17 protein-coding genes and 1 riboswitch are annotated in these 26,108 nt (G+C 36.8%); of the genes, 14 read left to right on the top strand and 3 right to left on the bottom strand.

All coding sequences use genetic code 11. The features are described from left to right. Window positions 1-3 precede the first annotated feature (3 nt). On the top strand, window positions 4-1,326 hold the full coding sequence (locus tag ACQWU4_RS07705) for a DUF58 domain-containing protein (protein ID WP_429935202.1): 1,323 nt from the start codon (window positions 4-6) through the stop codon (window positions 1,324-1,326). A 70-nt stretch (window positions 1,327-1,396) separates the two neighbouring features. Next, window positions 1,397-1,816 (top strand): OsmC family protein, encoded by a 420-nt coding sequence (locus ACQWU4_RS07700; RefSeq protein WP_429935201.1) that lies wholly within the window; start codon window positions 1,397-1,399, stop codon window positions 1,814-1,816. A gap of 75 nt (window positions 1,817-1,891) precedes the next feature. Here the strand turns inward: ACQWU4_RS07700 and ACQWU4_RS07695 are convergent, their stop codons facing one another. Further along, complete coding sequence (locus ACQWU4_RS07695; protein ID WP_429935200.1) at window positions 1,892-4,648, bottom strand: DUF7619 domain-containing protein; 2,757 nt, start codon at window positions 4,646-4,648, stop codon at window positions 1,892-1,894. A 318-nt stretch (window positions 4,649-4,966) separates the two neighbouring features. Further along, window positions 4,967-7,582: an MGH1-like glycoside hydrolase domain-containing protein gene (locus ACQWU4_RS07690; protein ID WP_429935199.1), complete on the bottom strand. Its 2,616-nt coding sequence runs from the start codon at window positions 7,580-7,582 to the stop codon at window positions 4,967-4,969. Between the two features lie 186 nt (window positions 7,583-7,768). Next, a riboswitch (SAM riboswitch) is annotated at window positions 7,769-7,875 on the top strand. A 58-nt stretch (window positions 7,876-7,933) separates the two neighbouring features. On the opposite strand from ACQWU4_RS07690, the gene ACQWU4_RS07685 reads away from it, so the two are divergent. The 7 genes from ACQWU4_RS07685 to metF all read left to right on the top strand — a co-directional run bounded on the left by ACQWU4_RS07685 (window position 7,934) and on the right by metF (window position 17,606). Continuing rightward, a complete protein-coding gene (locus tag ACQWU4_RS07685; protein ID WP_429935198.1) occupies window positions 7,934-8,872 on the top strand; it encodes an alpha/beta fold hydrolase in 939 nt (312 codons plus the stop codon). 1 nt (window position 8,873) lies between these two features. Further along, entirely contained in the window at window positions 8,874-10,412 is a 1,539-nt protein-coding gene (locus ACQWU4_RS07680; protein ID WP_429935197.1) for an ACT domain-containing protein, read from the top strand. 111 nt (window positions 10,413-10,523) lie between these two features. After that, window positions 10,524-11,684 carry an O-succinylhomoserine sulfhydrylase gene (locus tag ACQWU4_RS07675; protein ID WP_429935196.1) on the top strand — a complete coding sequence of 387 codons (1,161 nt, stop codon included), beginning with the start codon at window positions 10,524-10,526 and terminating at the stop codon, window positions 11,682-11,684. 52 nt (window positions 11,685-11,736) lie between these two features. Continuing rightward, window positions 11,737-12,747 carry a homocysteine S-methyltransferase family protein gene (locus tag ACQWU4_RS07670; RefSeq protein ID WP_429935195.1) on the top strand — a complete coding sequence of 337 codons (1,011 nt, stop codon included), beginning with the start codon at window positions 11,737-11,739 and terminating at the stop codon, window positions 12,745-12,747. Between the two features lie 91 nt (window positions 12,748-12,838). Beyond that, a complete protein-coding gene (locus ACQWU4_RS07665; RefSeq protein ID WP_429935194.1) occupies window positions 12,839-13,930 on the top strand; it encodes a fatty acid desaturase family protein in 1,092 nt (363 codons plus the stop codon). A gap of 7 nt (window positions 13,931-13,937) precedes the next feature. Further along, window positions 13,938-16,598, top strand: coding sequence for a methionine synthase (metH, locus tag ACQWU4_RS07660; protein ID WP_429935193.1), 2,661 nt, complete (start codon window positions 13,938-13,940; stop codon window positions 16,596-16,598). Between the two features lie 48 nt (window positions 16,599-16,646). Next, entirely contained in the window at window positions 16,647-17,606 is a 960-nt protein-coding gene (gene metF, locus ACQWU4_RS07655) for a methylenetetrahydrofolate reductase [NAD(P)H] (RefSeq protein WP_429935192.1), read from the top strand. 49 nt (window positions 17,607-17,655) lie between these two features. Here metF and ACQWU4_RS07650 read toward each other — a convergent pair whose 3' ends face one another. After that, the gene (locus ACQWU4_RS07650) at window positions 17,656-18,810 is read right to left on the bottom strand and encodes a hypothetical protein (RefSeq protein ID WP_429935191.1); all 1,155 of its coding nucleotides are present in this window, start codon (window positions 18,808-18,810) and stop codon (window positions 17,656-17,658) included. A gap of 89 nt (window positions 18,811-18,899) precedes the next feature. Between ACQWU4_RS07650 and folE the strand changes: the two genes are divergently transcribed. The 5 genes from folE (at window position 18,900) to ACQWU4_RS07625 (ending at window position 26,018) form a co-directional block, all read left to right on the top strand. Beyond that, complete coding sequence (gene folE / locus ACQWU4_RS07645) at window positions 18,900-19,568, top strand: GTP cyclohydrolase I FolE (RefSeq protein WP_040993609.1); 669 nt, start codon at window positions 18,900-18,902, stop codon at window positions 19,566-19,568. 3 nt (window positions 19,569-19,571) lie between these two features. Beyond that, the gene (locus tag ACQWU4_RS07640; RefSeq protein ID WP_429935190.1) at window positions 19,572-20,003 is read left to right on the top strand and encodes a DinB family protein; all 432 of its coding nucleotides are present in this window, start codon (window positions 19,572-19,574) and stop codon (window positions 20,001-20,003) included. A gap of 121 nt (window positions 20,004-20,124) precedes the next feature. Beyond that, the gene (gene cysS, locus ACQWU4_RS07635; protein ID WP_429935189.1) at window positions 20,125-21,591 is read left to right on the top strand and encodes a cysteine--tRNA ligase; all 1,467 of its coding nucleotides are present in this window, start codon (window positions 20,125-20,127) and stop codon (window positions 21,589-21,591) included. A 471-nt stretch (window positions 21,592-22,062) separates the two neighbouring features. Next, entirely contained in the window at window positions 22,063-23,229 is a 1,167-nt protein-coding gene (locus tag ACQWU4_RS07630; RefSeq protein WP_429935188.1) for a T9SS type A sorting domain-containing protein, read from the top strand. 134 nt (window positions 23,230-23,363) lie between these two features. After that, window positions 23,364-26,018 carry a 4-alpha-glucanotransferase gene (locus ACQWU4_RS07625; protein ID WP_429935187.1) on the top strand — a complete coding sequence of 885 codons (2,655 nt, stop codon included), beginning with the start codon at window positions 23,364-23,366 and terminating at the stop codon, window positions 26,016-26,018. Window positions 26,019-26,108: the final 90 nt, after the last annotated feature.

The raw sequence follows: 26,108 nt of genomic DNA, 5'->3' as shown, positions 1-26,108 counted from the left end.
AAAATGAAAAACCTATACATCAATACACGATTTTTCTTTTCGCTCATAGGAGTGGGGATTGTGTATGTCCTTGCATTTTTCTTCCCTGTTATGATGTGGGTTGCTCATATTCTGTTGATACTGTGTTTTCTTGCAGTAATGGTAGATTATCTTTTGTTGTTTAATCAGAAGAATGCGTTACTTGCTCAGAGGATACTTCCTGAGAAACTCTCCAATGGGGATGAAAACTTTGTAAAGATTGATATAAAAAATAATTACGGCTTTAAGATCAGTACAAAGATCATTGATGAAATTCCGTTTCAGTTTCAGAAAAGAGATTTTTTGATTACACAAAATATTGAACCAGGAAGAAATACCTATTTCCAGTACAGTCTGGAGCCTAAAAAAAGAGGGGAGTACAGCTTCGGAAATCTGAATGTGTATGCTTCTTCCCCTTTAGGATTTGTAGCAAAAAGGTTCAATTTCCAGAAAGATGTTATGCTTCCTGCTTATCCGTCCTTTGTTCATCTCAGAAAGTATGAGCTGATGGCATTGCAGAGTGAATTTATGCTGGGTGGAATTAAAAAGGTCAGAAAACTGGGCCATACCATGGAATTTGAACAGATCAAAGAATATGTTCCCGGAGATGATATCAGGACTATCAACTGGAAAGCTACTTCTAAAACGAACCGATTAATGGTCAATCAGTTTCAGGATGAGAAATCACAGCGGATCTTTATTCTGATTGATAAAGGAAGGACAATGAAAATGCCTTTCAACGGATTGAGCCTGCTTGATTATTCAATTAACGCAGCAATGGCCTTGTCCCATATTATTCTGAAAAAAGGTGACCGAGCCGGAATGATGACCTTTTCCAAAAAAACGGAGAATAAAGTGGCTGCTGAAAATAAATCCGGGCAGCTGAAAAAGATTTCGGAAGCATTATATAATATTAAAACCGATTTTTTTGAAAGTGATTTCAACCGTCTGTACCAGGATGTAAAATATTCTCTGAACCAGAGAAGCCTAGTTCTGCTTTTTACCAATTTTGAAACCCTTGACGGATTGAACCGCCAACTGAAATACCTTCGTGGTATTGCTAAAAACCACCTGTTGGTTGTCGTGTTTTTCAAAAACTCTGAGCTACAGACCCTTATTCATAAAAACCCTGAAAGTATGCAGGAAATTTACGATGAGGTTATTGCTGAAAAGTTTGAATTTGAAAAGAAACTGATCATTCAGGAACTCTGGAAATATGGAATCTATACCGTTTATACTCTTCCTGAAAATTTAAATATTGACGTTATCAATAAATATCTTGAGATAAAAGCGAGAGGAATTTTATAATTTTGCATAAAATAAATCTAATGGTTCACCATTCCAGGTGTAACCAGAAATCTTACAATAAAATTCGAAAATGAAAATAACACTTAACAGAATAAACGACGATTTTTTATTTGAATGTATCAATTCTCAGGGAAATTCAATCCTTTTGGACAATACTTCACAGCCCGGAGCTAAAGGTGTTTCTCCAATGGAAAGCGTGCTGATGGCGGTTGCCGGATGCAGTGGGATAGATGTAGTATCTATTTTGAAAAAACAACGTCAGGAAATCACCGGTTTCAAGGCAGAAGTAGAAGGGGAAAGAGTTCCTGTGGAAGATGCAAAACCATTTAAAGCGATCAAAGTAAAATTTCTTTTAGAAGGAAATATAGATCCTAAAAAAGCATTAAAGGCAGCTGAACTGTCTTTTGAAAAATATTGTTCCGTATCAAAAACTTTAGAACCGAATGTAGAGATCGGATATGAAGTTTTTGTAAACGGAGAAAAAATTTAGACTAAGTTTTTTAAATAATAAACAGCCCGCGACATTGTCGCGGGCTGTTTTCAATAAAAAAGATAAAAAAAGAAATTAGTTTTTGACTACTTTTTTCATAAAGCTGTCTTTTTCAGTAATGACCTTAAAATAGTATACTCCTGAAGCAGCTGTATAAATAGAAATTTTTGTTTTTTCACCATTAATGCCGGTCTGTTTCTGGATAAGTCTTCCTTGAGCATCATATACTTCTACAGATCTTATTTTTGAGTCAGACTCTATGTTTACATCTCCTTTCGTTGGATTCGGGTAAACATTCACACTCGATTTTTCATTGGATTCCAAAGTTTGAAGTACAGTACCACCAATTACGGTTACTGCTTCATTAGTTGCAACAGGGAAATTATAGTCGAAATAGATATTAGCTTTTCCACTTACACTTTCTCCCGAAACAAGGCCTGCTTTAGTCTTTATTTTAAGCGTGATATTTCCATGTTGGGAAGCCGCAAGATTGATATCTTTCATCATAAATTCAACTTTATTGCCGGTAATCTTTGTGTAGGTTCCGTGTGAAGTATTCTGTAACTGTAAGGAAGAAATATTGAAATCATCAGGATTAACATCCATTTCCACCATAATATTCGTGGCAGGCGCAGTTCCCGTATTTTCGAAGTTGATGATGTAATGAAGATCTTTGCCGACCATAGATATCGGTATTTGATTTCCTTCAAGACATGTGATGTCATTTGGATCGAAGGACCCTGTTACGGTTTGCTGATAAGCAAATTCATTATCGGAAGGATGTGCGTCGCCCGATAAAGGAGTTACTGATGCAGAAAAATTAAGCTGATCCCCTATATTAACTGGATTTGAAGGGTGAGTAGGAGGATTTACATTAAATGTAATTTCAGAAGACGTATTGGAATAAGGTTTTAAGTTCGTAAAATTAAATGTTATCTGATTTCCGAAAACTGAAGGAGGCAGCGATGAAGATAAGAAATTCATTTTAGAATTATTGAATACAACCACTGCATTTCCTGAAAGCGCAGTATTGCCTTTATTTCTCCAGATTACCTTATATACGGCATCAAAACCTGGTCGTGCATCTGTAACAGGTGCAAAAATAACCTCAAGGTCTTTAACGTTTCCATTTTTGGTTACACAAATATCTTGAGTAGTTATATTATTGTTATTATCTGCAAAATTTACTATGAAAGTAGAAGGAGTTACTATATATAATGATGGATTTTCCGGTTCTGCTGTTAAAGTAAAGTTTCCGGCCTGCGTATTCAGGTTATAATCTCCGGTACTTTTTACGAAAGTTTCTTCAGTAGATGTTCCGTTGTTCACTTTTAATTTCATGTGCGCGAAAACTTCATCATTAATGTCGCAGCTGTTATTATTATCATCAAATCTTACATTTCCTTTGATGGTATTGTAATTCCCCCCGGGAACAAAATTACAGTATGAATTAACATTGGGATATAAATTATTAGAGTTAAGCATATCTCTTAAATAATCTACCTCACTATAATCATAATTTGGATCGGTTGGATCAAGTGAAAAATCATCTGCACAAATATAATACAGGTTAGGATTGTTCAGTAAATGAAGACCTTCATTCCATACACCGTTCTTCGCAAAAACATTTATAATATTATTATTTTCTGCAAATATATTTTCTGCCTTCGTTTTAGTGATATCCAATAATGTTATTAAATTGTTATTGCAATTGATTGACTGAGGTATTGCTGGATTCACCAGAAGGTCATCACTTATCTTAGGTAATGCAGGACTTACAAATGTTGTTAGCTGATTATAGCTGGCATTCAGATTAATTATTTTAGAAACATCACTGATATTTAGTGAAGTAAGTTGATTATTACTGCAATCAAATTCAATTGATGTAAGTTGGTTAATATTTAAAGCTGTTAAATTGTTATAGCTGCAGTCAAAAGATTGCAATACAAAACTGTCATTACTTATAATCGAAGTCAGTTGATTATGGCTGCAGTTTAAATATACCGTTAAAGGCAGCGTAGGTGAATTTAGCGCTATATTGGGAATTCTTAGAAGCGTTAGATTTGTTGTATCCAGACTCGTTAAATTATTATAGCTGCAATCCAGAAAATTGGTGGTTAAATTGGTGATATTAAGATTTGATATATTATTATGGCTGCAGTTCACACCACCTCTGGGAAATACCAAATAAGATCCGTTGTAATAGATTTGCTCTGTAATATTAAGATTCTGAAGGTCTAATGAAGTTAAATGATTGTAACTGCAATCCAGTGAACGAAGATTGGTACATCCATTTAAAATTAGAGTTGATAAATTACAGTTGTTGGCCTTCAGATTAGCAATATTAATATTGTTTTCTAAATTTAAATAGCTGAGATTACTTTTATTGCTAACATCCAGATCAGTAACTTTTGATTCTTTGAGATTTAAGTATTCAATACTGTTTCCCAGAGCTATATCTGATAAATTGGTATTTGAAGCATCAATCCATTTCAGGCTTGCCATACTGTTCACTTGTAGTGAAATGACAGTATTATGATTAATATCCAGCATTTCAAGATTTGTAAAACCTGTTATACCGTTCACCGAATTAATACCGGAATTACTTAAATAAAGAGCTCCGACCTGATTGGCCTCACTCTGCTGAATTTCCCCGTCACTGTTGGTATCAATGGCAAAATAATTTCCAGTGAGATTTTTTGCAACCGTATTAGTGGAAGAGGCTGAAAGTAATTTGGCTTTAAAATTCGGATCAGGAATACTGATGTTCTGTGATTTCATTCCCAAGCTGAACATTAGGAAAGAAACTAAACAAAATAATTTTGTTTTCATAAATAGTGTATTGGTTTTTTTATTGTGCTTATCACTGCTATCCAAAGAAAATCCCTCTGAGAATAAAGAGCAGTCAATTAAAAAGATAGTAAGCTTAGTCTAAAAATGAATAGTGTGGATTTTGAATAACAAATTGGGTAGATTGCCCGGATTGGAATTTCCTGACTGAGCTGACAGGAAAAAGGAAGAAGAAATATTTTTCATTGTGTGTGTTTTCTCGCGCAAAGGTAGGCAAAAAATAAAGGGTACGATTTTACATAATATATTTCTTGAAACTCGACTTTTAATAAAAAAGCCTCTTAAAAAGAGGCTTTATATTTATACTGTTAATCTAGGTTTCATAAGTTTGGCAACCGTTGCAGTCCATCCCGTCTGATGGGAAGCACCAACACCCCGGCCATTGTCACCATGAAAATATTCAAAGAAAGTAATATAATCCTTAAAATGTTCATCATAATTGAACTTGGCATTACCTCCGTTGAAAGGCCTTTGTCCATCCTCATCCTTTAAAAATAATGAACACAGCCTTCTGCTGATATTCTGTGCTACTTCATCCAGGTTTTTCTTCTCACCGCTTCCGGTTGGGAATTCCACTTTTAAGCTGTTGCCATAGTAAAAATGAAAACGCTGTAAACTTTCCACAATAAGGAAATTGATAGGGAACCAGATAGGTCCGCGCCAGTTGCTGTTACCACCGAACATACGGCTGTCACTCTCAGCAGGAGTATAATAAACTACATTTTCTGTTCCGTGAACAGAGAATATGAAAGGATTTTCCTCATACACTTTTGACATCGCACGGATTCCGTAAGAACTTAAAAATTCATTTTCATCAAGCATTCTGTTCAGAACTTTTGTCAGCCTGTTTTTACGGAGAATACTCATCAGGTGCTTTCTTCCCTGTCCTTCCTCATCCCAGTGGGAAACCAGTTTCGTAAGTTCAGGCTTGTTCTTTAATACCCATTCCATTCTTGCCTGGAAATTCGGCATTTTATCCAGTAAATGATGATCTACAATCTCTACTGCAAACATCGGAATCAATCCTACGATACTTCTCAATTTCAGAGAGACACTGTCTCCGTTACCCAGCTGCAGTACATCATAGAAAAATCCATCCTCTTCATTCCATAAACCTTCTTTTCCATCTCCTAAATTTTCCATAGCTTCTGCGATATACAGATAATGCTCAAAAAACTTAATTGCCATATCTTCATACACCTGATAGTACTGAGCCAGCTCCATGGCAATCCGCATCATATTAAGAGCATACATAGCCATCCAGCTTGTTCCGTCAGCCTGTTCAAGATGTTGACCGTCCTTCAGTTCCATATTCCGGTCGAAAGCCCCGATATTATCCAGTCCAAGGAAACCGCCTCCAAAAATGTTTTTACCGTTTTTATCCTTTCGGTTTACCCACCAGGTAAAATTCAGAAGAAGCTTCTGGAAGACTTTTTCAAGAAACAAAAGATCAGGCTTGCCATTCTGCTTTTCATCAATCTTAAAAACCCGGAAACACGACCATGCATGTACCGGTGGATTCACATCGCTCAGATTCCATTCATAAGCAGGAAGCTGGCCATTCGGATGCATATACCATTCCTTGGTTAACAGTAAAAGTTGCCCCTTGGCAAATTCACCGTCAATGATAGAAAAAGGAACACAGTGAAACGCCAGATCCCATGTTGCATACCACGGATACTCCCATTTATCGGGCATAGAGATAATATCTTTATTATGAAGATGGTTCCATTCCGTGTTTCTTACATATTCATTAAAATTCCTCGGAGCTTCATGGTTTGGGTCGCCTTTCAGCCACTTTCCTACATTGTAATGATAGAACTGTTTATTCCAGAGAAGTCCTGCAAATGCCTGTCTCTGAACATTTCTTTCATCCTCATTAGTTGTTTCACTCTGAATTTCATTGTAGAACTCATCTGCTTCGATAGCTCTTGTACTGAAGATCTCGTCAAAATCTGCAAAAGGCTCGTCCGTCTCATCAGGACATAACCTGAAATCAAAAGTTTTGGATTGTCCTGCTTCAATGATTTCATCAATGATAAAAGAAGCTTTGGTCCCTCTTTTTTCCGGATTTACCGTGTTGCTCCCATAGACAATGTGATCATTGACTCCATCCTTAAAATAAGTGTTTCCCGAATAAGGCGCCCCGTATAATTTAGGAGTATTGGTTTCATTATCACAGAAAGCGCTTTTTGCTGCCAGATTTCTTGAATAGAATTTTTTGATCGAAATACTGTCATGGTTAACGTCAATGCACCCATCATACGAAGCATTCATTTGCCCCTTGTATGTATTGTAGCCCCATTTCCAGTTGTTTCGGAACCACGCAGCCGGAGCTATAACGATGGGAGCATCCTGCTTACTTCTGTTGTGAACAGTTACCCTTGCAAGGATATTATTATGATCCGCCTTACAATATTCAATAAAAATATCGAAATATTCATCGTCATTAAAAATCCCTGTATCAAACAGCTCATATTCAGGTTCCTTTTTGCTTCGTCTTCCGTTTTCAGCAACAAGATCATCATAAGGAAATGCATTGATCGGATACTTATACACCATCTTCATATAGCTGTGGGTAGGTGTATTATCTAAATAATAAAAAATTTCTTTGATATCTTCTCCGTGATTGCCCTGAGGATTGCTTAAACCAAAAAAGCGCTCTTTTACAATTTTATCTTTTTTATTCCAAAACGAGAAAGCAAAACAGAAAATCTGCTTCACATCAGAGATTCCTGCGATCCCTTCTTCACCCCATCGGTAAGTATAACTTTCAGCATTATTATGGTTTGCGTAATGCCAGGCATTTCCGTTCGGGCTGTAGTCTTCACGCACATTTCCCCATTGCCGGTTGCTGACGTACGGACCCCAGTTTTTCCATTTAGAATCTTGTAATCTTTCTTTTTCAACAGTCATATTTCATCATTTTTCAAGTACGAAGTTAGTTTTTTTGAAAAATAATTCCAATTCCTTCCACCTGAAGAATTATTAACATACCGTTGAAACACTTATTATTACAGCATTTTTTAATATTAAATATTTTTTTTGAAAAATTTAAAAGAAAAAACATATCTTTGCAGTGCGTTCATTCAAATATTGAAAATGTTATCAAGAAAGGTTGAGGGATTAGACCCTATGAAACCTTAGCAACCCTTTGCGCAAGCAGAGAAGGTGCTACGTTCTACCAATTTATTTTGGACAGATAACTCACTGAAGTTCTTTTCAGCCATTTCCTGTGGCATTTTCAATTGTATTAAAATAATAGAATTGAAAACAGAACTAAACTATATTAATCTTTCGTATCACACCCATTCCAAAAAGGAATGCCATATCCCGTTGACCTATCAGATCTTCGGGAAAGACTTGTTTTCAGCACCCATTATACTGGTTAATCATGCTTTGACCGGAAATTCAAATGTTTCCGGAGAAAAAGGATGGTGGAAGCAGTTAATTGGTGAAAATCAGGTAATTGATACAAATAAATATACTGTTCTGTGTTTCAATATCCCCGGAAACGGATATGATCATTTTTTAATTGACGAATACGAAGATTTCACACCATCAGATATTGCAGAAATATTCCTGAAAGGTCTTGAAGCTTTACATATCAAAAATTTATATGCCATTATTGGAGGTTCTCTCGGAGGAGGAATTGCCTGGGAAATGCTTGCCAAGCAGCCACAGCTGGCGGAAATTTTTATTCCCATTGCCTGCGACTTTAAAACCCATGACTGGCTTCATGCACAGTGTCTTGTTCAAAAATTTCTGTTGAACGGAAATGATGAACCGCTGCAAAAAGCAAGAATCCATGCTATGTTGTGTTACAGGACACCTCAATCCTTAAATGACAGATTTCAAAACAGATACGATCTTGAAAATCAGCGACTTGAGTCGGAAGACTGGCTTGTGTATCATGGAAATTCATTAAACGAAAGATTTAGTTTAAAATCTTATAAATTGATGAATCATTTGCTGATGAATATCAATGCCGAAGAACATCAGCTTGAAAAGATCAGTGCCCGAATGCACCTTATTGCAGTAGATACAGATTTATTTTTCCCTGCTTCTGAAATCCGAATGTGCTTTAAGCAGCTGAAAGATAAAAATAAAGAAGTTTTCTATCATGAAATAGAGTCAATTCACGGGCATGATGCCTTCTTAATGGAATACGAACAATTAAATACTATCATAAAAAATATTTTGTAGAATGAGAAATGCTAACGAAATAAAGTTTTTAAAAAACAGATCAATCATCAAGTTTGAAGGAGAAGATTTCTTAGGGGAAATCGGGATCGACGGAAGAATTTTTAAGGCGCTTACTTTGGCGCGTATCAGTGTAGGAGTGATCTCCCAGCAGGCTATCGAAAACGGAATTTCAATTCTGGTCAATGAAGCTGATGCAGAAAATGCAGTAACCTGCCTGATCGATGAGTTTGAAGCAGAAAGAAAATCCGGGAAAGTTTCCCAGATCTATAGTATCAATAATGTTTCCGTACTTGGTTTTGTAGCGGAAGATTTCAATAAAGTACTTGCAGAACTTGCAAGGAATAATGTATTTCCGCTTCTTCTGAATCAGGTTGCAGCTGAGAAAAGAGTTAATATTGTAGTTACCTCTTCCCAGGATGAGAAAACGAAAAATATCATTGAATCCGAAATATTCAAAAAACCTAAAACTGTTCATCTGGCGATCATTGGGCACGGGAATGTAGGGAAAACTTTAATAGACCAGGTTTTACAGTCTTCCGAAGAAATCAGAAGACGTAAAAAAATAGACCTTAAAGTAGTTGCGGTTGCCAATTCAAGAAAAATCGCATTTAACAAAAAAGGTTTCAATGAAGGCTGGAATGATGAGGTTTTAACGGCAGAACATCCGTCAAATGTTGAAGAGCTGATCAATTTCTCAAAAGAAAATCAGCTGGAAAACCTGATTGTAGTAGACAATACAGCAAGCAAAGATTTTGTAAAGAACTATCATGCATTGGCTGAAAACGGCTTTGATCTGGTTTCATCCAATAAAATTTTCAACACACTGCCAATTGAAGAATACCGTAAACTAAGATATACGTTGAGTAAAAACAACAGACGTTATCTTTATGAAACCAATGTGGGAGCAGGCCTTCCATTGATTGATACTATAAAATTATTACACCTTTCAGGAGAAAATATTACCAGAATAAAAGGGGTATTCTCCGGATCATTAAGTTACATTTTTAATAATTTCTCTGTAAGAAACGATAAATTCTCTACAATCATTGGGGAAGCTATGGAGAAAGGATATACAGAACCTGATCCACGCGAAGACCTTTCCGGAAATGATGTAGCAAGAAAACTTCTGATCCTTGCGAGGGAACTGGATCTGATTAATGAATTCCAGGATATCAATATTCAGAATTTAATTCCTGAAAATCTTTTGTCCGTTGATAAAAATGAGTTTATCTCTAGGCTGGATGAGCTGGATGAAGAATATCAGAAAATCAAAGAAGGGCAGGAACCGGGGCATGTGCTTCGTTATGTGGGCGATCTTCATGGTGACCTTCAGAAGGATAAAGGCCAGCTCGATGTAAAATTGGTTTCTGTACCGGGAAGCTCAGCTTTAGGACAGTTGAAAGGTTCAGATTCTATTTTTGAAATCTATACGGAAAGTTACGGTGAAAACCCGATTGTAATCATGGGAGCCGGAGCCGGAGCTCAGGTAACAGCGAGAGGAGTTTTCGGAGACATTTTAAGAGTAAGTGAAACGAAATAAATTAATGTAACAAGATAACAATTTAACAGTTTACCAATGATTACATCTGAGCGAAGCGAAGAATTTCATTGTTCCATTGATACACTGTTCTATTGGTAAATTAAATATTTTATGGAAAATTTTGAAACATCAGCGATAAGAACCCAGACTGAAAGAACTCAGTTTGATGAACATACAACGCCGCTATATCTTACATCAAGCTTTATTTTTCAGGATGCGGAAGATATGAGAGCAAGTTTTGCTGAAGAAAAACCTAAAAACCTGTACAGCCGTTTTTCAAATCCGAACGTGACTGAATTTACAGATAAGATTGCAAAAATGGAAGGTGCAGAAGCAGGATATGCATTTGCAACGGGAATGGCTGCTATTTATTCAACATTTGTTGCTTTATTGAATGCAGGTGATCATATTGTCAGCTGCCAGTCAGTATTCGGGTCTACACATACTTTATTTACAAAATATTTCCCGAAATGGAATATCGAAACTTCCTATTTCAAGGCAGAGGATGCTGGGAACGTGGAACAGTATATCAAGCCTAATACAAAAATCCTGTACCTTGAAACCCCAACTAATCCGGCAATTGAAATTCTGGATCTTGAGTTTTTCGGGCAGATTGCCAAAAAGCACAACCTTATCTTTATTGTAGATAATTGTTTTGCAACACCTTATCTTCAGCAGCCGATTAAATATGGTGCAGATGTTGTTGTCCATTCTGCAACGAAGCTTATTGACGGGCAGGGAAGAGTGTTGGGTGGAGTAGCAGTAGGAAAAGCTGATCTGATCAGGGAGATTTATCTTTTTGCAAGAAATACTGGTCCGGCTATGTCTCCTTTTAATGCATGGGTATTGTCAAAAAGTCTTGAAACATTGGCTATCCGTGTTGAAAAGCATTGTGAAAATGCACTTAAAGTAGCAGAATTTTTAGAGGACCACCCAAATGTAGAATTGGTAAAATATCCATTCTTAAAATCCCACCCGAGTTATGAAACAGCCAAAAAGCAGATGAAGCTTGGCGGAAATATCGTAGCCTTCGAAATTAAAGGAGGAATAGAAGGCGGAAGGAACTTCCTGGATAAAATAAAACTGTGCTCACTTTCTGCCAATCTGGGAGATACAAGAACCATTGTAACGCATCCTGCATCCACTACGCATTCAAAACTGACCGACGAGGAAAGAAATGAAGTAGGAATCACAGCAGGTTTGGTACGTTGCTCCGTAGGTCTTGAGCATGTAGATGATATTATTGCAGATCTTAAACAGGCTTTAGATTAATTCAGAAAAAGCACATTTTTGACAACAGAAATGATTAGCCAAAATTTAAAAAATGAAAAATTCAGAACAACTATATAAAGCTTTATCCGAAAGAATATTAATTCTTGACGGAGCTATGGGAACCATGCTTCAACGCTATAAGTTTGAAGAAGAAGATTACCGTGGAGAGCGTTTCAAAGACTGGGAACATCCTGTAAAAGGAAATAATGACCTGCTTTCTCTTACACAGCCTCAGGCGATTGAGGAAGTTCACAAGAAATATCTGGAAGCCGGAGCAGACATTATAGAAACCAATACATTCTCGGGAACCACAATCGCCATGGCAGATTATCATATGGAAGATCTGGTATATGAACTGAACTATGAGTCAGCAAAGATCGCCAGAAAAGCATGTGATGAATATACAGCACAAAATCCCGATAAACCCAGATTTGTTGCAGGTTCCATAGGACCTACAAACAGAACGGCAAGTTTAAGTCCGGACGTTAATGATCCCGGTTACAGAGCGATCACCTTTGAAGAATTGAGATTAGCTTACAAGCAGCAGTCTGAAGCTTTATTGGATGGTGGTTCCGACATTCTTCTGGTAGAAACCATCTTCGATACACTGAATGCAAAAGCAGCTTTATTTGCTATTGATGAAATTCAGGAAGAAAGGAATATAAAAATTCCGATTATGGTTTCAGGAACCATTACGGATGCTTCGGGAAGAACACTGAGCGGGCAGACAGCTGAAGCATTCCTGATCTCTGTTTCACATTTAAACTTACTGAGTGTAGGTTTCAACTGTGCACTCGGAGCAGATCAGCTGACACCTTATCTGGAAACTTTAGCCCATAATTCAGAATTTTATGTTTCAGCTTATCCGAATGCCGGACTTCCCAATGCTTTCGGAAAATATGATGAAACACCGGAAGATATGGCAAGACAGATCAAAGAATATGTGGAAAAAGGACTGATCAATATTATAGGAGGATGCTGTGGAACAACTCCTGATCACATCAAAGCTATTGCAGATCTGGTAGCCGGATATTCCCCAAGGAAATTGAAAAAATTTGCATGATTTATATAAATCAATAGATTTTTTTAATTGAATATGAGGTAAGTGCTTGATTATAAATGTTAACTTTAAGTGAGTCACAAAATTTAACATCATGGAAAAGCCCAGTTACTTAAAAAATTCAGACGATATAAAACTTTTTAATGAATTAAGAAAAAGAGTGAATCAGCGTATAGAAGGAATTCCTGAAAACAGAGATATTTATATTCAGATCAAAGCGGTTATCCTGCCTTTGGTCTATTTTGCGTTGTATTTCTTTGCCTTATTCAATGCTGACAAATCCTGGATATATGTCGGAAGTTTTGTTCTAATGGGAATTGCTTTGGTGCTGATTTATTTGAATCTCATCCATGAAGCGGCTCATAACAATATTTATAAAAGCAAAAGATTAAACTCACTTGTACTGCATATTTTCGACTTTATAGGAGCGAATTCATATATCTGGAAAAAAAGACATATTGCCAGTCATCATGCGTACCCGAATGTAGACGGATGGGATACGGATATAGAACAGAGCGGTCTGCTTTTAATCGTTCCATGGGTTAAAGCAAAAGGTGTTCAGAAGTTCCAGCACAGGTTTTTCTTTCTGGTATATCCTCTTTATCTTTTTAATTGGATGTTCATAAGAGATTTCAGGGACTTTTTTGATAATGAAAGAGTGATTTTAAAGACTCAGGGTTCAATTCCTGTTATCGAAAAAGTAAAAATGGTAAGCTACAAACTGTTTTATTTCTTTTACCAGATTGCAGTTCCTATCCTGTTTTTTAAAGTATCTGTAGGACTTGCATTGGGAGCATGGGTTCTTCAGGTGATAGCAGCAAGTATTTTTGCGCTGTTTGTGCTGTTGCCCTTACATCCGCTTCCTGACAATGCTTTTCCAAAACTGGATTCAAAAAACGGACTTCCGTTCAGCTGGCTCCGTCACCAGTTTGAAGTAACTAATGATTTAAAAGAGAATAACTGGCTGGTGAGAAATATTTTGGGGAACTTTAATTTCCATGTGGCCCATCATCTTTTTCCGAATTACAGCTATATGTATTATAACGAGATCACAGAAGAGATCGAAGAATTTGCAAAAGAACATGATTTAGCCTATAAAAGATTTCCAATTTTTACCGCTTTAGGCAAGCATGTGGATTTGCTCAGGCAGAATGCAAACAATGCCTATTATATTTTAGAAGAATAGACAAATAATGAAATATTTAAGATTATCCGGCCTTGAGCCCCTTATTATAACCCCTGAAAGCAATTTCATCAATGTTGGTGAAAGAACCAATGTTGCAGGGTCCAAAAAATTTTTAAGACTTATAAAAGAAAAGAAATTCTCTGAAGCCCTTGATATTGCCCGTCATCAGGTAGAAGGCGGTGCCCAGATTCTTGACGTCAATTTCGATGACGGATTGATTGATGGAAAAGCTTCCATGATTAAATTTCTGAATTTAATAGCCTCAGAACCGGATATTTCAAGAATTCCGATCATGATAGACTCTTCCAAGTGGGAGATTCTTGAAGCAGGACTTCAGGTAGCACAAGGTAAATGCGTAGTCAATTCCATCAGTCTTAAAGGAGGTGAAGAAGAATTTATCAAACAGGCAAAAGCGGTTAAAAGATATGGTGCAGCCGTAATCGTAATGGCATTTGATGAAACAGGTCAGGCTGATAATTTTGACCGCAGGATTGAAATTTCCAAACGGTCATATGATATCCTTGTTAATCAGATCGGCTTCCCTGCGGAAGACATTATTTTCGACCTGAATATCTTCCCTGTGGCAACAGGAATGGAAGAACACCGAAAAAATGCCATCGATTTTATTGAAGCCACAAGATGGGTAAGACAAAATCTTCCTTATGCATCCGTGAGTGGAGGGGTGAGTAATGTTTCGTTTTCTTTCCGTGGAAATGATACGGTAAGAGAGGCAATGCACTCTGTATTCCTTTACCATGCCATTCAGGCCGGAATGAATATCGGGATTGTAAACCCTTCCATGCTTGAGGTATATGATGAGATTAACAAAGAGCTTCTGGAGCTTGTAGAAGATGTTATCCTTGATAAAAGAGATGATGCTACAGAAAGACTTCTGGATTATTCAGAGAAGCATAAATCCGTTAAAAAAGAAATCGTTGAAGATTTAGAATGGCGTACAAAACCTTTGCAGGAGCGAATTACTCATGCTTTGGTAAAAGGGATTGACCGTTTTATTGAAGAAGATGTGGAAGAAGCGAGATTACAGGCTGAAAAACCATTGCATGTGATTGAAATTAACCTTATGACCGGAATGGGCGTTGTAGGAGATTTATTCGGAAGCGGGAAGATGTTCCTGCCACAGGTGGTAAAGTCTGCAAGAGTAATGAAAAGAGCAGTTGCTTATCTGCAGCCATTTATTGAAGCTGAAAAAGACGGTTCAAGGCCAGCCAACGGAAAAATCCTTATGGCTACGGTAAAAGGTGATGTTCATGATATCGGGAAAAATATTGTGAGCGTTGTATTAGGCTGTAACAATTACGAGATTGTGGACCTTGGAGTAATGGTACCCGCTGAGAAAATTATTCAGACAGCAATTGAAGAAAAAGTGGATGTCATCGGATTAAGCGGATTGATTACGCCAAGCCTTGATGAGATGGTGTACATAGCCTCCGAACTGGAAAGACAAAACCTTGATTTTCCTTTACTGATTGGTGGCGCTACTACTTCAAAAGCCCATACCGCAGTGAAGATCGATTTAAAATATAAAAATGCAGTAGTTCACGTGAACGATGCATCCAGAGCTGTAAATGTAGTGAGCTCATTATTGGGTGACAGAAATAAAGACTATGTTTCAGATCTGAAGGACGAATATTCCGATTTCCGCGAGAAATTCCTGAACAGACAGGTTGATAAAGATTATGTTTCTATTGAAGAAGCAAGGGAAAATCATTTTAGCATCGACTGGGAAAACGAAGAGATCTTTACACCGAATAACTTAGGTGTAACGGTAATAGAAGATCAGGATCTGAATGAACTGCTTCCGTTTATTGACTGGTCGCCATTTTTCAGAAGCTGGGATCTTCATGGTAAATACCCTAATATCCTGGAAGATGAGGTTGTAGGAGCACAGGCCAAAGAATTATTTAAAGATGCACAGGTTATTTTAAAGAGAATCCTTGATGAAAAGCTACTGAAAGCAAAAGCTGTTTTTGGAATCTTCAAAGCAAACTCTAATGAAACGGATGATATTCTGATATTTGACGAAAATAATAAAGAGCAAGCCAGATTCCTGACATTAAGACAACAGGCTCAACGATCAAAAGGAAAAGAATATTTAGCATTAAGTGATTTCATAGCTCCGCATACCTCCAGAAAAACAGATTATGTGGGAGCTTTCTGTGTGACTACAGGTTTCGGAACAGATGAGCTTGCAGAAGAATATGAAAAGGCAAACGATGATTATAATGCCATTATGGTAAAAGCTCTTGCCGACAGATTTGCGGAAGCTTATGCTGAATTTTTACATAAAAAAGTAAGAACAGAATACTGGGGATATGCCAATCAGGAAAATTTAAGCAATGAAGAACTGATTGCCGAAAAGTATAAAGGAGTACGTCCTGCACCGGGTTATCCTGCATGTCCGGACCATTTGGAAAAGAAAACGATCTGGAATCTTTTAAAAGTAGAAGAAAATACGGGAGTTTTCCTTACTGAAAGCCTTGCGATGTTCCCTACAGCATCAGTTTCCGGATATTATTTCGGGAGTCCGCATGCCAAATATTTCGGACTTGGAAAAATTACAGAAGATCAGCTGGAGAATTATGCAAAGAGAAGAGGCTGCAGTACTCAGGAGGCGAGAAAATGGCTGTCACCTAATTTAGCAGATTAAAAATATCGTCAAGTACTATTAAGCTAAAATAATAAACTAAACTATAAAATGAAGATCACTGAACATATTAAAAACGCAAATGGCAAAACCTTATTCTCCTTAGAAGTAGTTCCGCCTCAAAAGGGAATCGGGATTGAAGATCTGTATACCAATATAGATCCGCTTATGGAGTTTAAGCCCCCTTTTATAGATGTTACAACTTCCAGAGAAGAATATATTTACATAGATAAAGGGAATGGCCTCATGGAACGCCGTATCACCAGAATGCGCCCCGGTACTCTCGGAATCTGTGCCGCAATTCAGCATAAATATAATGTAGACACTGTTCCGCACCTGCTTTGCGGAGGTTTTACCAAGGAAGAAACTGAATATCTTCTTGTAGACTGTATGTATCTCGGAATTGATAATATTATGGCTTTGAGAGGGGATGCTATGAAAGGACATCAGTATTTTGAGCCTACGCCCGGAGGTCACGCCAGTGCAATGGATCTTGTTCACCAGATTAATGATTTAGGAAGAGGGAAATACCTTCACAATGACGAAGAAGCTTGTGACGAGCTCAACAAATTTTGTATAGGAGTGGCAGGTTATCCGGAAAAGCATATGGAAGCACCTTCCATGAATTATGATCTGAAATGGCTGAAAGAAAAAGTAGATGCTGGAGCAGACTATATCGTTACGCAAATGTTTTTTGACAATAAAAGATTTATTGAATTTGTAACTAAAGCAAGAGAGATGGGGATTACAGTTCCTATTATTCCGGGAATTAAACCTATTGCAACAAAAAAGCACCTGAAAATTCTGCCGCAGGTATTCAAAATAGATCTCCCCGAAGAACTGATCAACGAAGTGGAAAATGCTAAAAATAATGAAGCTGTAAAGCAGATCGGGGTAGAATGGGCCATTGCCCAGTGCAGAGAACTTCTGAATTTCGGAGTTCCTGTACTGCATTTTTATTCCATGGGGAAAAGTGATAATATTAAAAAAGTAGCTGGAGAGCTATTCTAATAGAGTATCAATGAAAGGAATCCTGCTGTGAAACAGCAGGGTTTTTTATTTAAAGAATGGGATGTCTTTCAAATTCCTTATTGCGGTCAAATAAATACCGGTATGTAGCCAGCTTTCTGGTTACAGTAGTATCCAGGCTTTCTGCTATTTTGATCATTTTAGGATTAAAATCTCCGATCCATTGCAGTTCAGTCGTTTTAAAATCAGTATGCTTTCTCAAATGCTGTGTTCCTTCCCAGATCATATAGCCGTCAATCCCTTTCTTTTGCCATTCCGGGACAACACCAAACACCAGTCCTACCATTTTTTCATTTTTTATGAACTGTTTTATCCACAAAAATTTAAGCTTTTCTACAATTCCGAATTTACCGTTGAGGTATTTAAACCACTGATTCACATCCGGAAGATTCATCCACATGGCAATAGGTTTTTCACTTTCATAGACGAACCAGGAAATATGTTCATTAATGATGGGTTTCATAGTTTTGAACATCTTAAGAACTTTTGCCTCTTCCAGCTGCTTACCTTCACCATGAGCTGCCCATGCCTGATTATAGATATCTGTAAAATCTTTTGCAAACTTTGGCAGTTCATTTCTTTTCATAGGTCTTGCAGAAATTGCAGGATTCCGGCTATGCTTCTGATGCATTAATGTGAAAACCCTTGAAACGTCTGCAAAAATAGGTCTGGAAAAACATAGCTGTTCAAAATACATTTTGAAGCCATAATTTTCAAACAGCTCCTGATAATATGGAAAATTATAATTCATTCCATAAAGAGGTTCCGCAAAACCTTCCGTCAGGAGACCCCAGAATTTATCCCGTTCCCCGAAATTGATTGGGCCGTCCATTGCTTCCATACCTCTTTTCTGAAGCCATGTTTTACAATGGTTAAAGATAAAATCAGCAGTTTCCTGATCATGAATACAGTCAAAAAAACCGGTTCCTCCTGTAGGCTGTTTCTGTTCATAATCATTATGGATAAAGACTGCAATTTTTCCTACCGTTTCATTCTGCTTGTTTTTAAACAAAAACCGGGTACATTCACCGCTTTTGAAAAACTTATTTTTTTCAGGATCAAATATTTCAGTGATTGTTTTATCTAAAGGTCTTATATAATTTTTGTCGTGCCTGTAAAGTCGGGCAGGAAATTCTAAAAATTCCTTTTTCTGGTTTTCGTTCTGTACTTCTTCGACAATAATCATAGGCTAAGTTGAGAAAGGATAATGTTTTTCGTTCAAAATGAAATTGATGAACAGATTTTATCCGTATTTTTGTTGCAAATTAAATAAAAATGGTTGATTTTACCGATAACGATGATGATATTTTCACAGGAAAAGAGCATACGCCTATCAGGAAAGATGCATTTGATAAATCGCCAGAGGAAAAAATAGAAAAAATTACCGAACTTTTCGGTGAAATTATGGAAACGCTGGGGATGGACATGACAGATGATTCTTTAAAAGACTCGCCGAGACGTGTTGCCAAAATGTATGTGAATGAAATTTTTGGAGGACTTCTTCCTGAAAACAAGCCGGGAATTTCCACTTTTTCCAATAAATATAAATACCGCCAGATGTTGGTGGAAAAGGATATTACTGTATATTCTTTCTGCGAGCACCACTTTCTGCCGATAATCGGAAGAGCGCATGTTGCCTATATTTCAAATGGTGAGGTGATTGGCCTTTCCAAGATCAACAGGATTGTGGATTATTATGCAAAAAGACCGCAGGTTCAGGAAAGACTGACAATGCAGATCGTTGATGCCCTGAAAGAAGCATTGGGAACAAAAGACGTTGCGTGTATCATTGATGCAAAACATTTATGTGTGAATTGCAGAGGAATAAAAGATACGGCAAGTTCTACCATTACAGCGGAACTTAGCGGTATTTTCAGAACCAACCCGATCACCAGACAGGAATTCCTGCATTATGTGGGAAGCCATGCGAAATTAGATTATTAATAAATGAACTATCAGATTCTAAAAAATATTGTTGATGCTGAGCTTCAGAGATTTGAAGCCATTTCTGAAGAAGAATGGGCGTATAAAATTTCACCGGAAAAATGGTCTAAAAAAGAAATTTTAGGTCATCTTTGCGACAGTGCACTCACCAATATCAGAAGATTTGTAGTTACGCAGTATAAAGAGAATGATAATATTGTTTACGATCAGGATTTCTGGGTAAAAGCACAGAATTATCAGAATGTCCCGGTTTCAGAAGTGATTACCCTTTGGAAATCTTTGAATTTTCAGATTGTTCATACGGTGGAAAACATTCCTGATGAAGCTTTGAAAAGAACATGTGATACTACAAAAACAGTTCCTCAGACCTTCACACTGGAATATATTATTCAGGATTATATTGATCATCTTCAGTATCATTTAAAAGCAATTTAATAATGGTTATATTTAAAAAAGTTTCGAATAAAATTTTTCTCACAACAATTATTTGTTGCGGTTAGAATTATTTTAACTAATTTTTAAATCCCTTAATCATTGAATCTTTTAATTTAAAAAAATGCAATTAAAATTATATAACTCCCTTACAGGAGAGAAAGAAATATTTAAACCAATTTTAGAAGGCAACGTTGGAATGTATGTCTGCGGACCTACAGTGTACAGTAATGTGCATTTGGGGAACGTGAGAACATTCCTTTCCTTCGATTTTATATACCGTACCCTGATGCATTTAGGGTATAAAGTAAGATATGTAAGAAACATCACCGATGCAGGTCACCTTACAGACGATGGGAATGTAGATAACGACAGATTCGTAAAACAGACCCGTCTTGAAAAGCTTGAACCTATGGAAATTGTACAGAAATACACTGTTGATTTTCATAAAGTTCTGGAAATGTTCAATCTTCTTCCTCCTAATATTGAGCCTACTGCAACAGGTCATATTGTGGAGCAGATTGAGCTTACACAAAAACTGATCGAAAGAGGTTTTGCTTACGAAAGTAACGGTTCCGTATATTTTGATGTTCTTGAATACAACAAAAGAGGTCTGAACTACGGTGAACTTTCAAAACGTAATATCGAAGAGCTTTTTGCCAATACCCGTGATCTTGACGGGCAGGGAGAAAAGAAAAACCCTCAGGATTTTGCTCTATGGAAGAAAGCTTCTCCTGCACACATTATGAGATGGAATTCTCCCTGGGGCGAAGGTTTCCCGGGATGGCACCTTGAATGTACTGCCATGAGCACGAAATATTTAGGTGAAAAATTTGATATCCACGGAGGTGGAATGGATTTGAAATTCCCACACCACGAATGTGAAATTGCACAGGGAAAAGCATGCAATGATATAGCGCCTGTTAATTACTGGATGCATGCCAATATGCTGACAATGAATTCTCAGCGTATGAGTAAGTCTACAGGGAATTATATCCTTCCGATGCAGCTGGTTACCGGAGAAAACGATTTCTTTGAAAAACCTTTCCATCCTTCCATTGTACGTTTCTGTTTCCTGCAGGCGCATTACAGAAGTGTACTGGATATTTCCAATGATGCGATGATTGCGAGTGAAAAAGGATTTATCAGATTGATGGAGGCTATGAAAGTATTAAACTCTATTACACCGGATAATGGAAAACAGTCTGAATTCAATCTTCAGGAATGGAAAAATAAATGTTATGATGCCCTAAATGATGATTTCAATTCCCCGATCCTGATAGCCCATCTATTTGAAGCTGTGAAGTATATTTTCGCTTTAAATGATGGTAAAGAAACAATTTCTTCAGAAGATCTCGAGGATTTAAAATCAACATTGCACGCCTTTATTTTTGATGTTTTAGGACTTCAGAATATAGAAGAGAATAATAATGAAAAGCTTGACCAGACCTTAAAAGTTTTAATAGAACTGAGAAATCAGGCAAGAAAATCCAAAAACTTTGATCTTTCGGATCAGATCAGAGATAAACTTCTTGCTGAAGGTATCGAATTAAAAGACGGAAGAGACGGAACAACCTACGTTCTGAATTAAAATTCTAAAATAAATAATACAGCTCCCGCCGATCACGCGGATTCTGCAGGCAAATCTGTTGTAATCTGTGCGATCTGCGGGAGTTTTTTATTGAGATATTTGAAATTTATTTTTGCAATTTATTAGCTCTCGCAGATTTAGCAGATCGAGCAGTTTTTTGCCTATATCTGTTTTCATAAAACTTTTTTGAATTACCAACCCTTCTTATGTCAGCTTCGCTGACAATCTTTGCTCCCCTAAAATATGCAGTTTGATTATAAAACTTTGCGTTTAAAAAAGTTTAGAGTAAAGAACAATCCAGATTTTTCCCCTTTAAGATTAGAAAAAATAAAATTAGAATTATCATAATTTCAATGTTTATATTAAATGATTGTAAATATTATGCATGTAGTACTATTTTTTTGTGATCCGATTTGTAAATTGTGTAACTTAGTTATACTAAAATAATCACGAATCTAAATTCTACATTGTATGAGAAAACTTTTATTCCCTCTTTTCCTGCTTGTGCTAAGTGCAAATGCAAATGCACAGCAGGATTTTTTTGCTATTGCCGGAAAAGATACTTCCAGCATAATTTTTAGTGATTTCCGTGTCATGGATGCGGCAAACGGCACATCTGCAGAACGTATTTTTTCTGCTGATACTGCACCAACAGTATTTTCCCAGGAAAGAAAAGGAGTTGTTTCTGAAGATAAAAATTCTTATAATAATTCCCAGGCGGTGACTATGGCAGCTCTGGCTTTTGATCCATCAAACAATAACCTGGTGTATATGCCGATGTTTTCGTCCAACATTTATATTTTAAATGCAAAGACTAAAGAAATCACATTGATAGAAAATACTGTGGCAAGAGTAACTTCATGTGACATCAATTCCCACATAACGAGAATGACTACAGGGTATGACGGAAATATTTATGCCTTAAACAATGCTGGAACACAACTGCTGCAAATCAGTAAAAAAGGTACTCAATATACAGTTAATGATCTTGGGATGATCAAAGATGATGCTTCCAATGGTAAAAACTCGTTTACAGCGATGGAAACCGGTTTTGGTGGAGACATGATAGCAGATGCTGAAAATAATTTCTATGTTTTTTCAGCTTCAGGAAATGTTTTTAAGGTAGCTATCAAAGAATTGAAGGCGAAATTTGTAGGTAAGATCTCCGGGATTCCTGATAATTATTCGGTGAACGGTTCTGCTGTCAATGCTAAAGGAAAAGTAGTCATTGCAAGTGCCAAAGGAGACAATTTATATGAAGTGGATTTGCTGACTCTTCAGGCAAAAGGTCTTCCGGGAGGAGAAAAACCTCATATTTATGATCTTGCAAGCAAATATTTTGCAAATGACAGAACCTCCTCAGCAAACACATTAGCTAATATTGATATTTATCCAACCAGAGTAGATGAACATTTTATCAACATTAATGTAAATGATAAAACTGTAAAAGGAAGCCTGAAGCTTAGTGTTTTTGATATTTCCGGAAAAAGTGTAAACGAACAAAACCTGACTGTAAAAGATGGTTCACTCAATCAGCAGGTTGATCTCAGAAATTTGATAAACGGGGCTTATCTTGTAAGTATCACAAATGAATCCGGTAAAGTTATATTGAATAAAAAAATTCTTGTTACCAAATAACGGGCAGACTATATTAACTCTAATAAAATATAAAACCTTTTCAAGTTATTTTGGAAAGGTTTTTTAATGATTATTTGATCTTCAATAAATTTTGTTTTTCGATATTAAAATGTATTTTTATAAAAAAAATATAGATGAAGCTATACTTTAGTGTAGGATATAATGCAAAGGCCGGCCAGAATCTGCTGCTTATGACTGTAGATGACGAAGGTGCTGTTATCCAGACTTATACCATGTTTAATGCAGAAAACGGTATTTGGAAATGTGAAGTAGATTATTTCTCAAAATCAATCTCCTATAAATATCAGCTTGTTGACGAAAAAGGTAATATTCTTCGGGAAGAATTTGTGCTGCACAATCTCCATTTTCCGCATAACTATAAGGAATTTATTATTTTTGATGAATGGAGTAATAAGAACTTTCCTGAAAACTATTTAAATAACAAAATTCTCTATAATAAACTTAACCAGTTTGTTCCTGAAAAAGCTGCAGTTTTAAAAAAGCATACCCATTTATTCAGGCTTGAAGCTCCTGTTTATAATCCGGACTGGGAAATTGCCCTTTTTGGAAGTACGGCCTCTTTAGGAAGCTGGAATTATGATAAAGCAATCCGGCTTTCACAGACAGATTTTGGAATCTGGGAAACTTCCGTTGAAATTCCTGAAAATGAATTTATCCAGTTCAAATACTGTATTTACAGTAAAAAAGAAGGAAGAATTATTGATGTTGAGACTGGTGAGAACAGATTTGCCCTGGCCAATCCATTGAAAGATGTATTACAGATTATTTCCAGTCATTATTTTAAATTCAAGTCTTACCAGATGTATCACGATGCTGGTGTAGCGGTGCCTGTATTTTCTTTAAGAAGTGAAAGCGGTTTTGGGGTAGGAGAGTTCTCTGATCTTAAAAAACTTGCCGACTGGACGAAAGAAACCAATCTGGGGATCATTCAGATTCTTCCTATTAATGATACTACAGCCAATTATTCCTGGACAGACTCTTATCCTTATGCAGCTGTTTCGGTATATGCACTGCATCCGCAGTACATTTCCTTAGAAAACCTTGATTTTGCTTTACCGGAAGAATTAGTTTCAGAATATGAGGCTGAAAAAGAAGCTTTAAATGCTCTTGACCTGATTGATTACGAAAAAATGATCGGGGGCAAGTGGAAATTTTTAAAAGCAGTTTTCAATACAGAAAAAGAGAAAATCTATAAAGACAGAAACTTTAAAAAGTTTATCAAAGACAATGATTACTGGCTGACTCCTTATGCTGCCTTCTGCGTGCTTAGAGATAAATATAAAACTCCGAATTTCAACGACTGGAAAACCCATAAGAAATATATTGCAGGAAAAATCTCACAGTTTTTCACAACCAAAAGTAAAGATTATGATGCATCAATGCTTCATGCATGGGTACAATACCAGCTGCATTTACAATTAAAGGATGCTGTAGATTATACCCACAGTTTGGGTGTTTCTTTAAAAGGAGACCTTCCGATCGGTATTTACAGGTATTCAGTGGAAGCATGGACGGAACCTGAACTTTTTGGAATGGATTTCCAGGCCGGAGCACCGCCGGATCAGTTTACAGAGCTGGGTCAGAACTGGGAATTCCCGACATACAATTGGGAAGCCATGAAGGAAGACGATTACCGCTGGTGGAAAAACAGGTTCAAAGCACTCGAACAGTATTTCGATGCCATGAGAATCGACCACATTTTAGGGTTTTTCAGGATCTGGAGAATGCCGATTTCCGCTACACAAGGGATTTTAGGTTATTTTTATCCTGCAGTTCCTGTTATTCTGGATGAATTTAAAGCAAGACATATTCCTTTTGATTTCAATAGGTATTGTAAGCCTTTCATCAACGACAGAATTTTGTGGGAATATTTAGGAGAGGACAGTAATAAAGCCTTTGAATTTATTAATAACAATAACAACGGAACCTATTCATTCAAAGAAGAATTCGATACCCAGAGAAAGCTGGCGGAATTTTTCAAAAAGAATCCGGGAGGTTCTATAGAAGGAAAGCTTATTTCTTTATGTGCCAATGTATTGTTCCTGCCTGAAGAAAGAAACGGTGAAACTGTTTATCACCCAAGATTTAATGTATACAATACCGATTCCTATAAATATCTTTCAGAATGGGAAAGGAAGGCAATTTATGAGCTGTATCATGATTATTTCTTCAAAAGACAGGATCATCTATGGTATGAAAAGGCAATGGAAAAACTTCCGGTTATCCTTAATGCAACGAAAATGCTCATCTGTGGTGAAGACCTTGGAATGGTTCCTGCCTGTGTGCCGGTTGTAATGGATGAGCTGGCTATTATTGCCTTAAAGGTACAGCGAATGCCATCAGAAAATATTCCGTTCTATAATCCTAAAAATGCGGATTATATGAATGTGGTAACAGCTTCTTCACACGACAGCTCAACGCTGAGACAATGGTGGAAGGAAGATTGTGCACTGACGCAGAAATATTTCAATCAACAGCTGATCCAGTATGGAAAAGCACCGGACGAAATGGATTCCAATCTCGCTGAGATTATTATGAAGCAGCACCTTTATACTGAAGCAATGTTAGCTGTATTTCCAATTCAGGAATTTCTGGCTACTGACCCTGAACTGACCAATCCGAACATGGATAATGAAAGAATTAATAATCCTGCGGTTTTTCCTCACTACTGGCGTTACAGAATGCATTTGAAACTTGAGGATTTAAAAGACAAAAAATCCTTCAATGAAAAGATAGCCTATTGGATAAAAGATAGCGGAAGAATGTAAATTTAACATTTGATTATCAATTAGTTAAATATAAATTAAAAGAAGTTTGATCTTAGGATTTAACTTCTTTTTTGTATTTATATCCAAAAG

The sequence above is a fragment of the Chryseobacterium sp. MIQD13 genome, assembly GCF_050496705.1.
Lineage (GTDB): Bacteria > Bacteroidota > Bacteroidia > Flavobacteriales > Weeksellaceae > Chryseobacterium.
The sequence above is the reverse complement of the archived record's forward strand: the minus strand, read 5'-3'. Positions and strand labels throughout refer to the sequence as shown.

Excerpts from the sequence above, each read along its gene's own strand:
- ACQWU4_RS07670 (WP_429935195.1), top strand. The coding sequence starts at position 11,737 with ATGAAAAATTCAGAACAACTATATAAAGCTTTATCCGAAAGAATATTA.
- ACQWU4_RS07700 (WP_429935201.1), top strand. The coding sequence starts at position 1,397 with ATGAAAATAACACTTAACAGAATAAACGACGATTTTTTATTTGAATGT.
- folE (WP_040993609.1), top strand. The coding sequence starts at position 18,900 with ATGGTTGATTTTACCGATAACGATGATGATATTTTCACAGGAAAAGAG.
- metH (WP_429935193.1), top strand. The coding sequence starts at position 13,938 with ATGAAATATTTAAGATTATCCGGCCTTGAGCCCCTTATTATAACCCCT.
- ACQWU4_RS07690 (WP_429935199.1), bottom strand. The coding sequence starts at position 7,582 with ATGACTGTTGAAAAAGAAAGATTACAAGATTCTAAATGGAAAAACTGG.
- ACQWU4_RS07675 (WP_429935196.1), top strand. The coding sequence starts at position 10,524 with ATGGAAAATTTTGAAACATCAGCGATAAGAACCCAGACTGAAAGAACT.
- ACQWU4_RS07650 (WP_429935191.1), bottom strand. The coding sequence starts at position 18,810 with ATGATTATTGTCGAAGAAGTACAGAACGAAAACCAGAAAAAGGAATTT.
- ACQWU4_RS07665 (WP_429935194.1), top strand. The coding sequence starts at position 12,839 with ATGGAAAAGCCCAGTTACTTAAAAAATTCAGACGATATAAAACTTTTT.
- cysS (WP_429935189.1), top strand. The coding sequence starts at position 20,125 with ATGCAATTAAAATTATATAACTCCCTTACAGGAGAGAAAGAAATATTT.
- ACQWU4_RS07640 (WP_429935190.1), top strand. The coding sequence starts at position 19,572 with ATGAACTATCAGATTCTAAAAAATATTGTTGATGCTGAGCTTCAGAGA.
- ACQWU4_RS07695 (WP_429935200.1), bottom strand. The coding sequence starts at position 4,648 with ATGAAAACAAAATTATTTTGTTTAGTTTCTTTCCTAATGTTCAGCTTG.
- ACQWU4_RS07680 (WP_429935197.1), top strand. The coding sequence starts at position 8,874 with ATGAGAAATGCTAACGAAATAAAGTTTTTAAAAAACAGATCAATCATC.
- ACQWU4_RS07625 (WP_429935187.1), top strand. The coding sequence starts at position 23,364 with ATGAAGCTATACTTTAGTGTAGGATATAATGCAAAGGCCGGCCAGAAT.
- metF (WP_429935192.1), top strand. The coding sequence starts at position 16,647 with ATGAAGATCACTGAACATATTAAAAACGCAAATGGCAAAACCTTATTC.
- ACQWU4_RS07705 (WP_429935202.1), top strand. The coding sequence starts at position 4 with ATGAAAAACCTATACATCAATACACGATTTTTCTTTTCGCTCATAGGA.
- ACQWU4_RS07630 (WP_429935188.1), top strand. The coding sequence starts at position 22,063 with ATGAGAAAACTTTTATTCCCTCTTTTCCTGCTTGTGCTAAGTGCAAAT.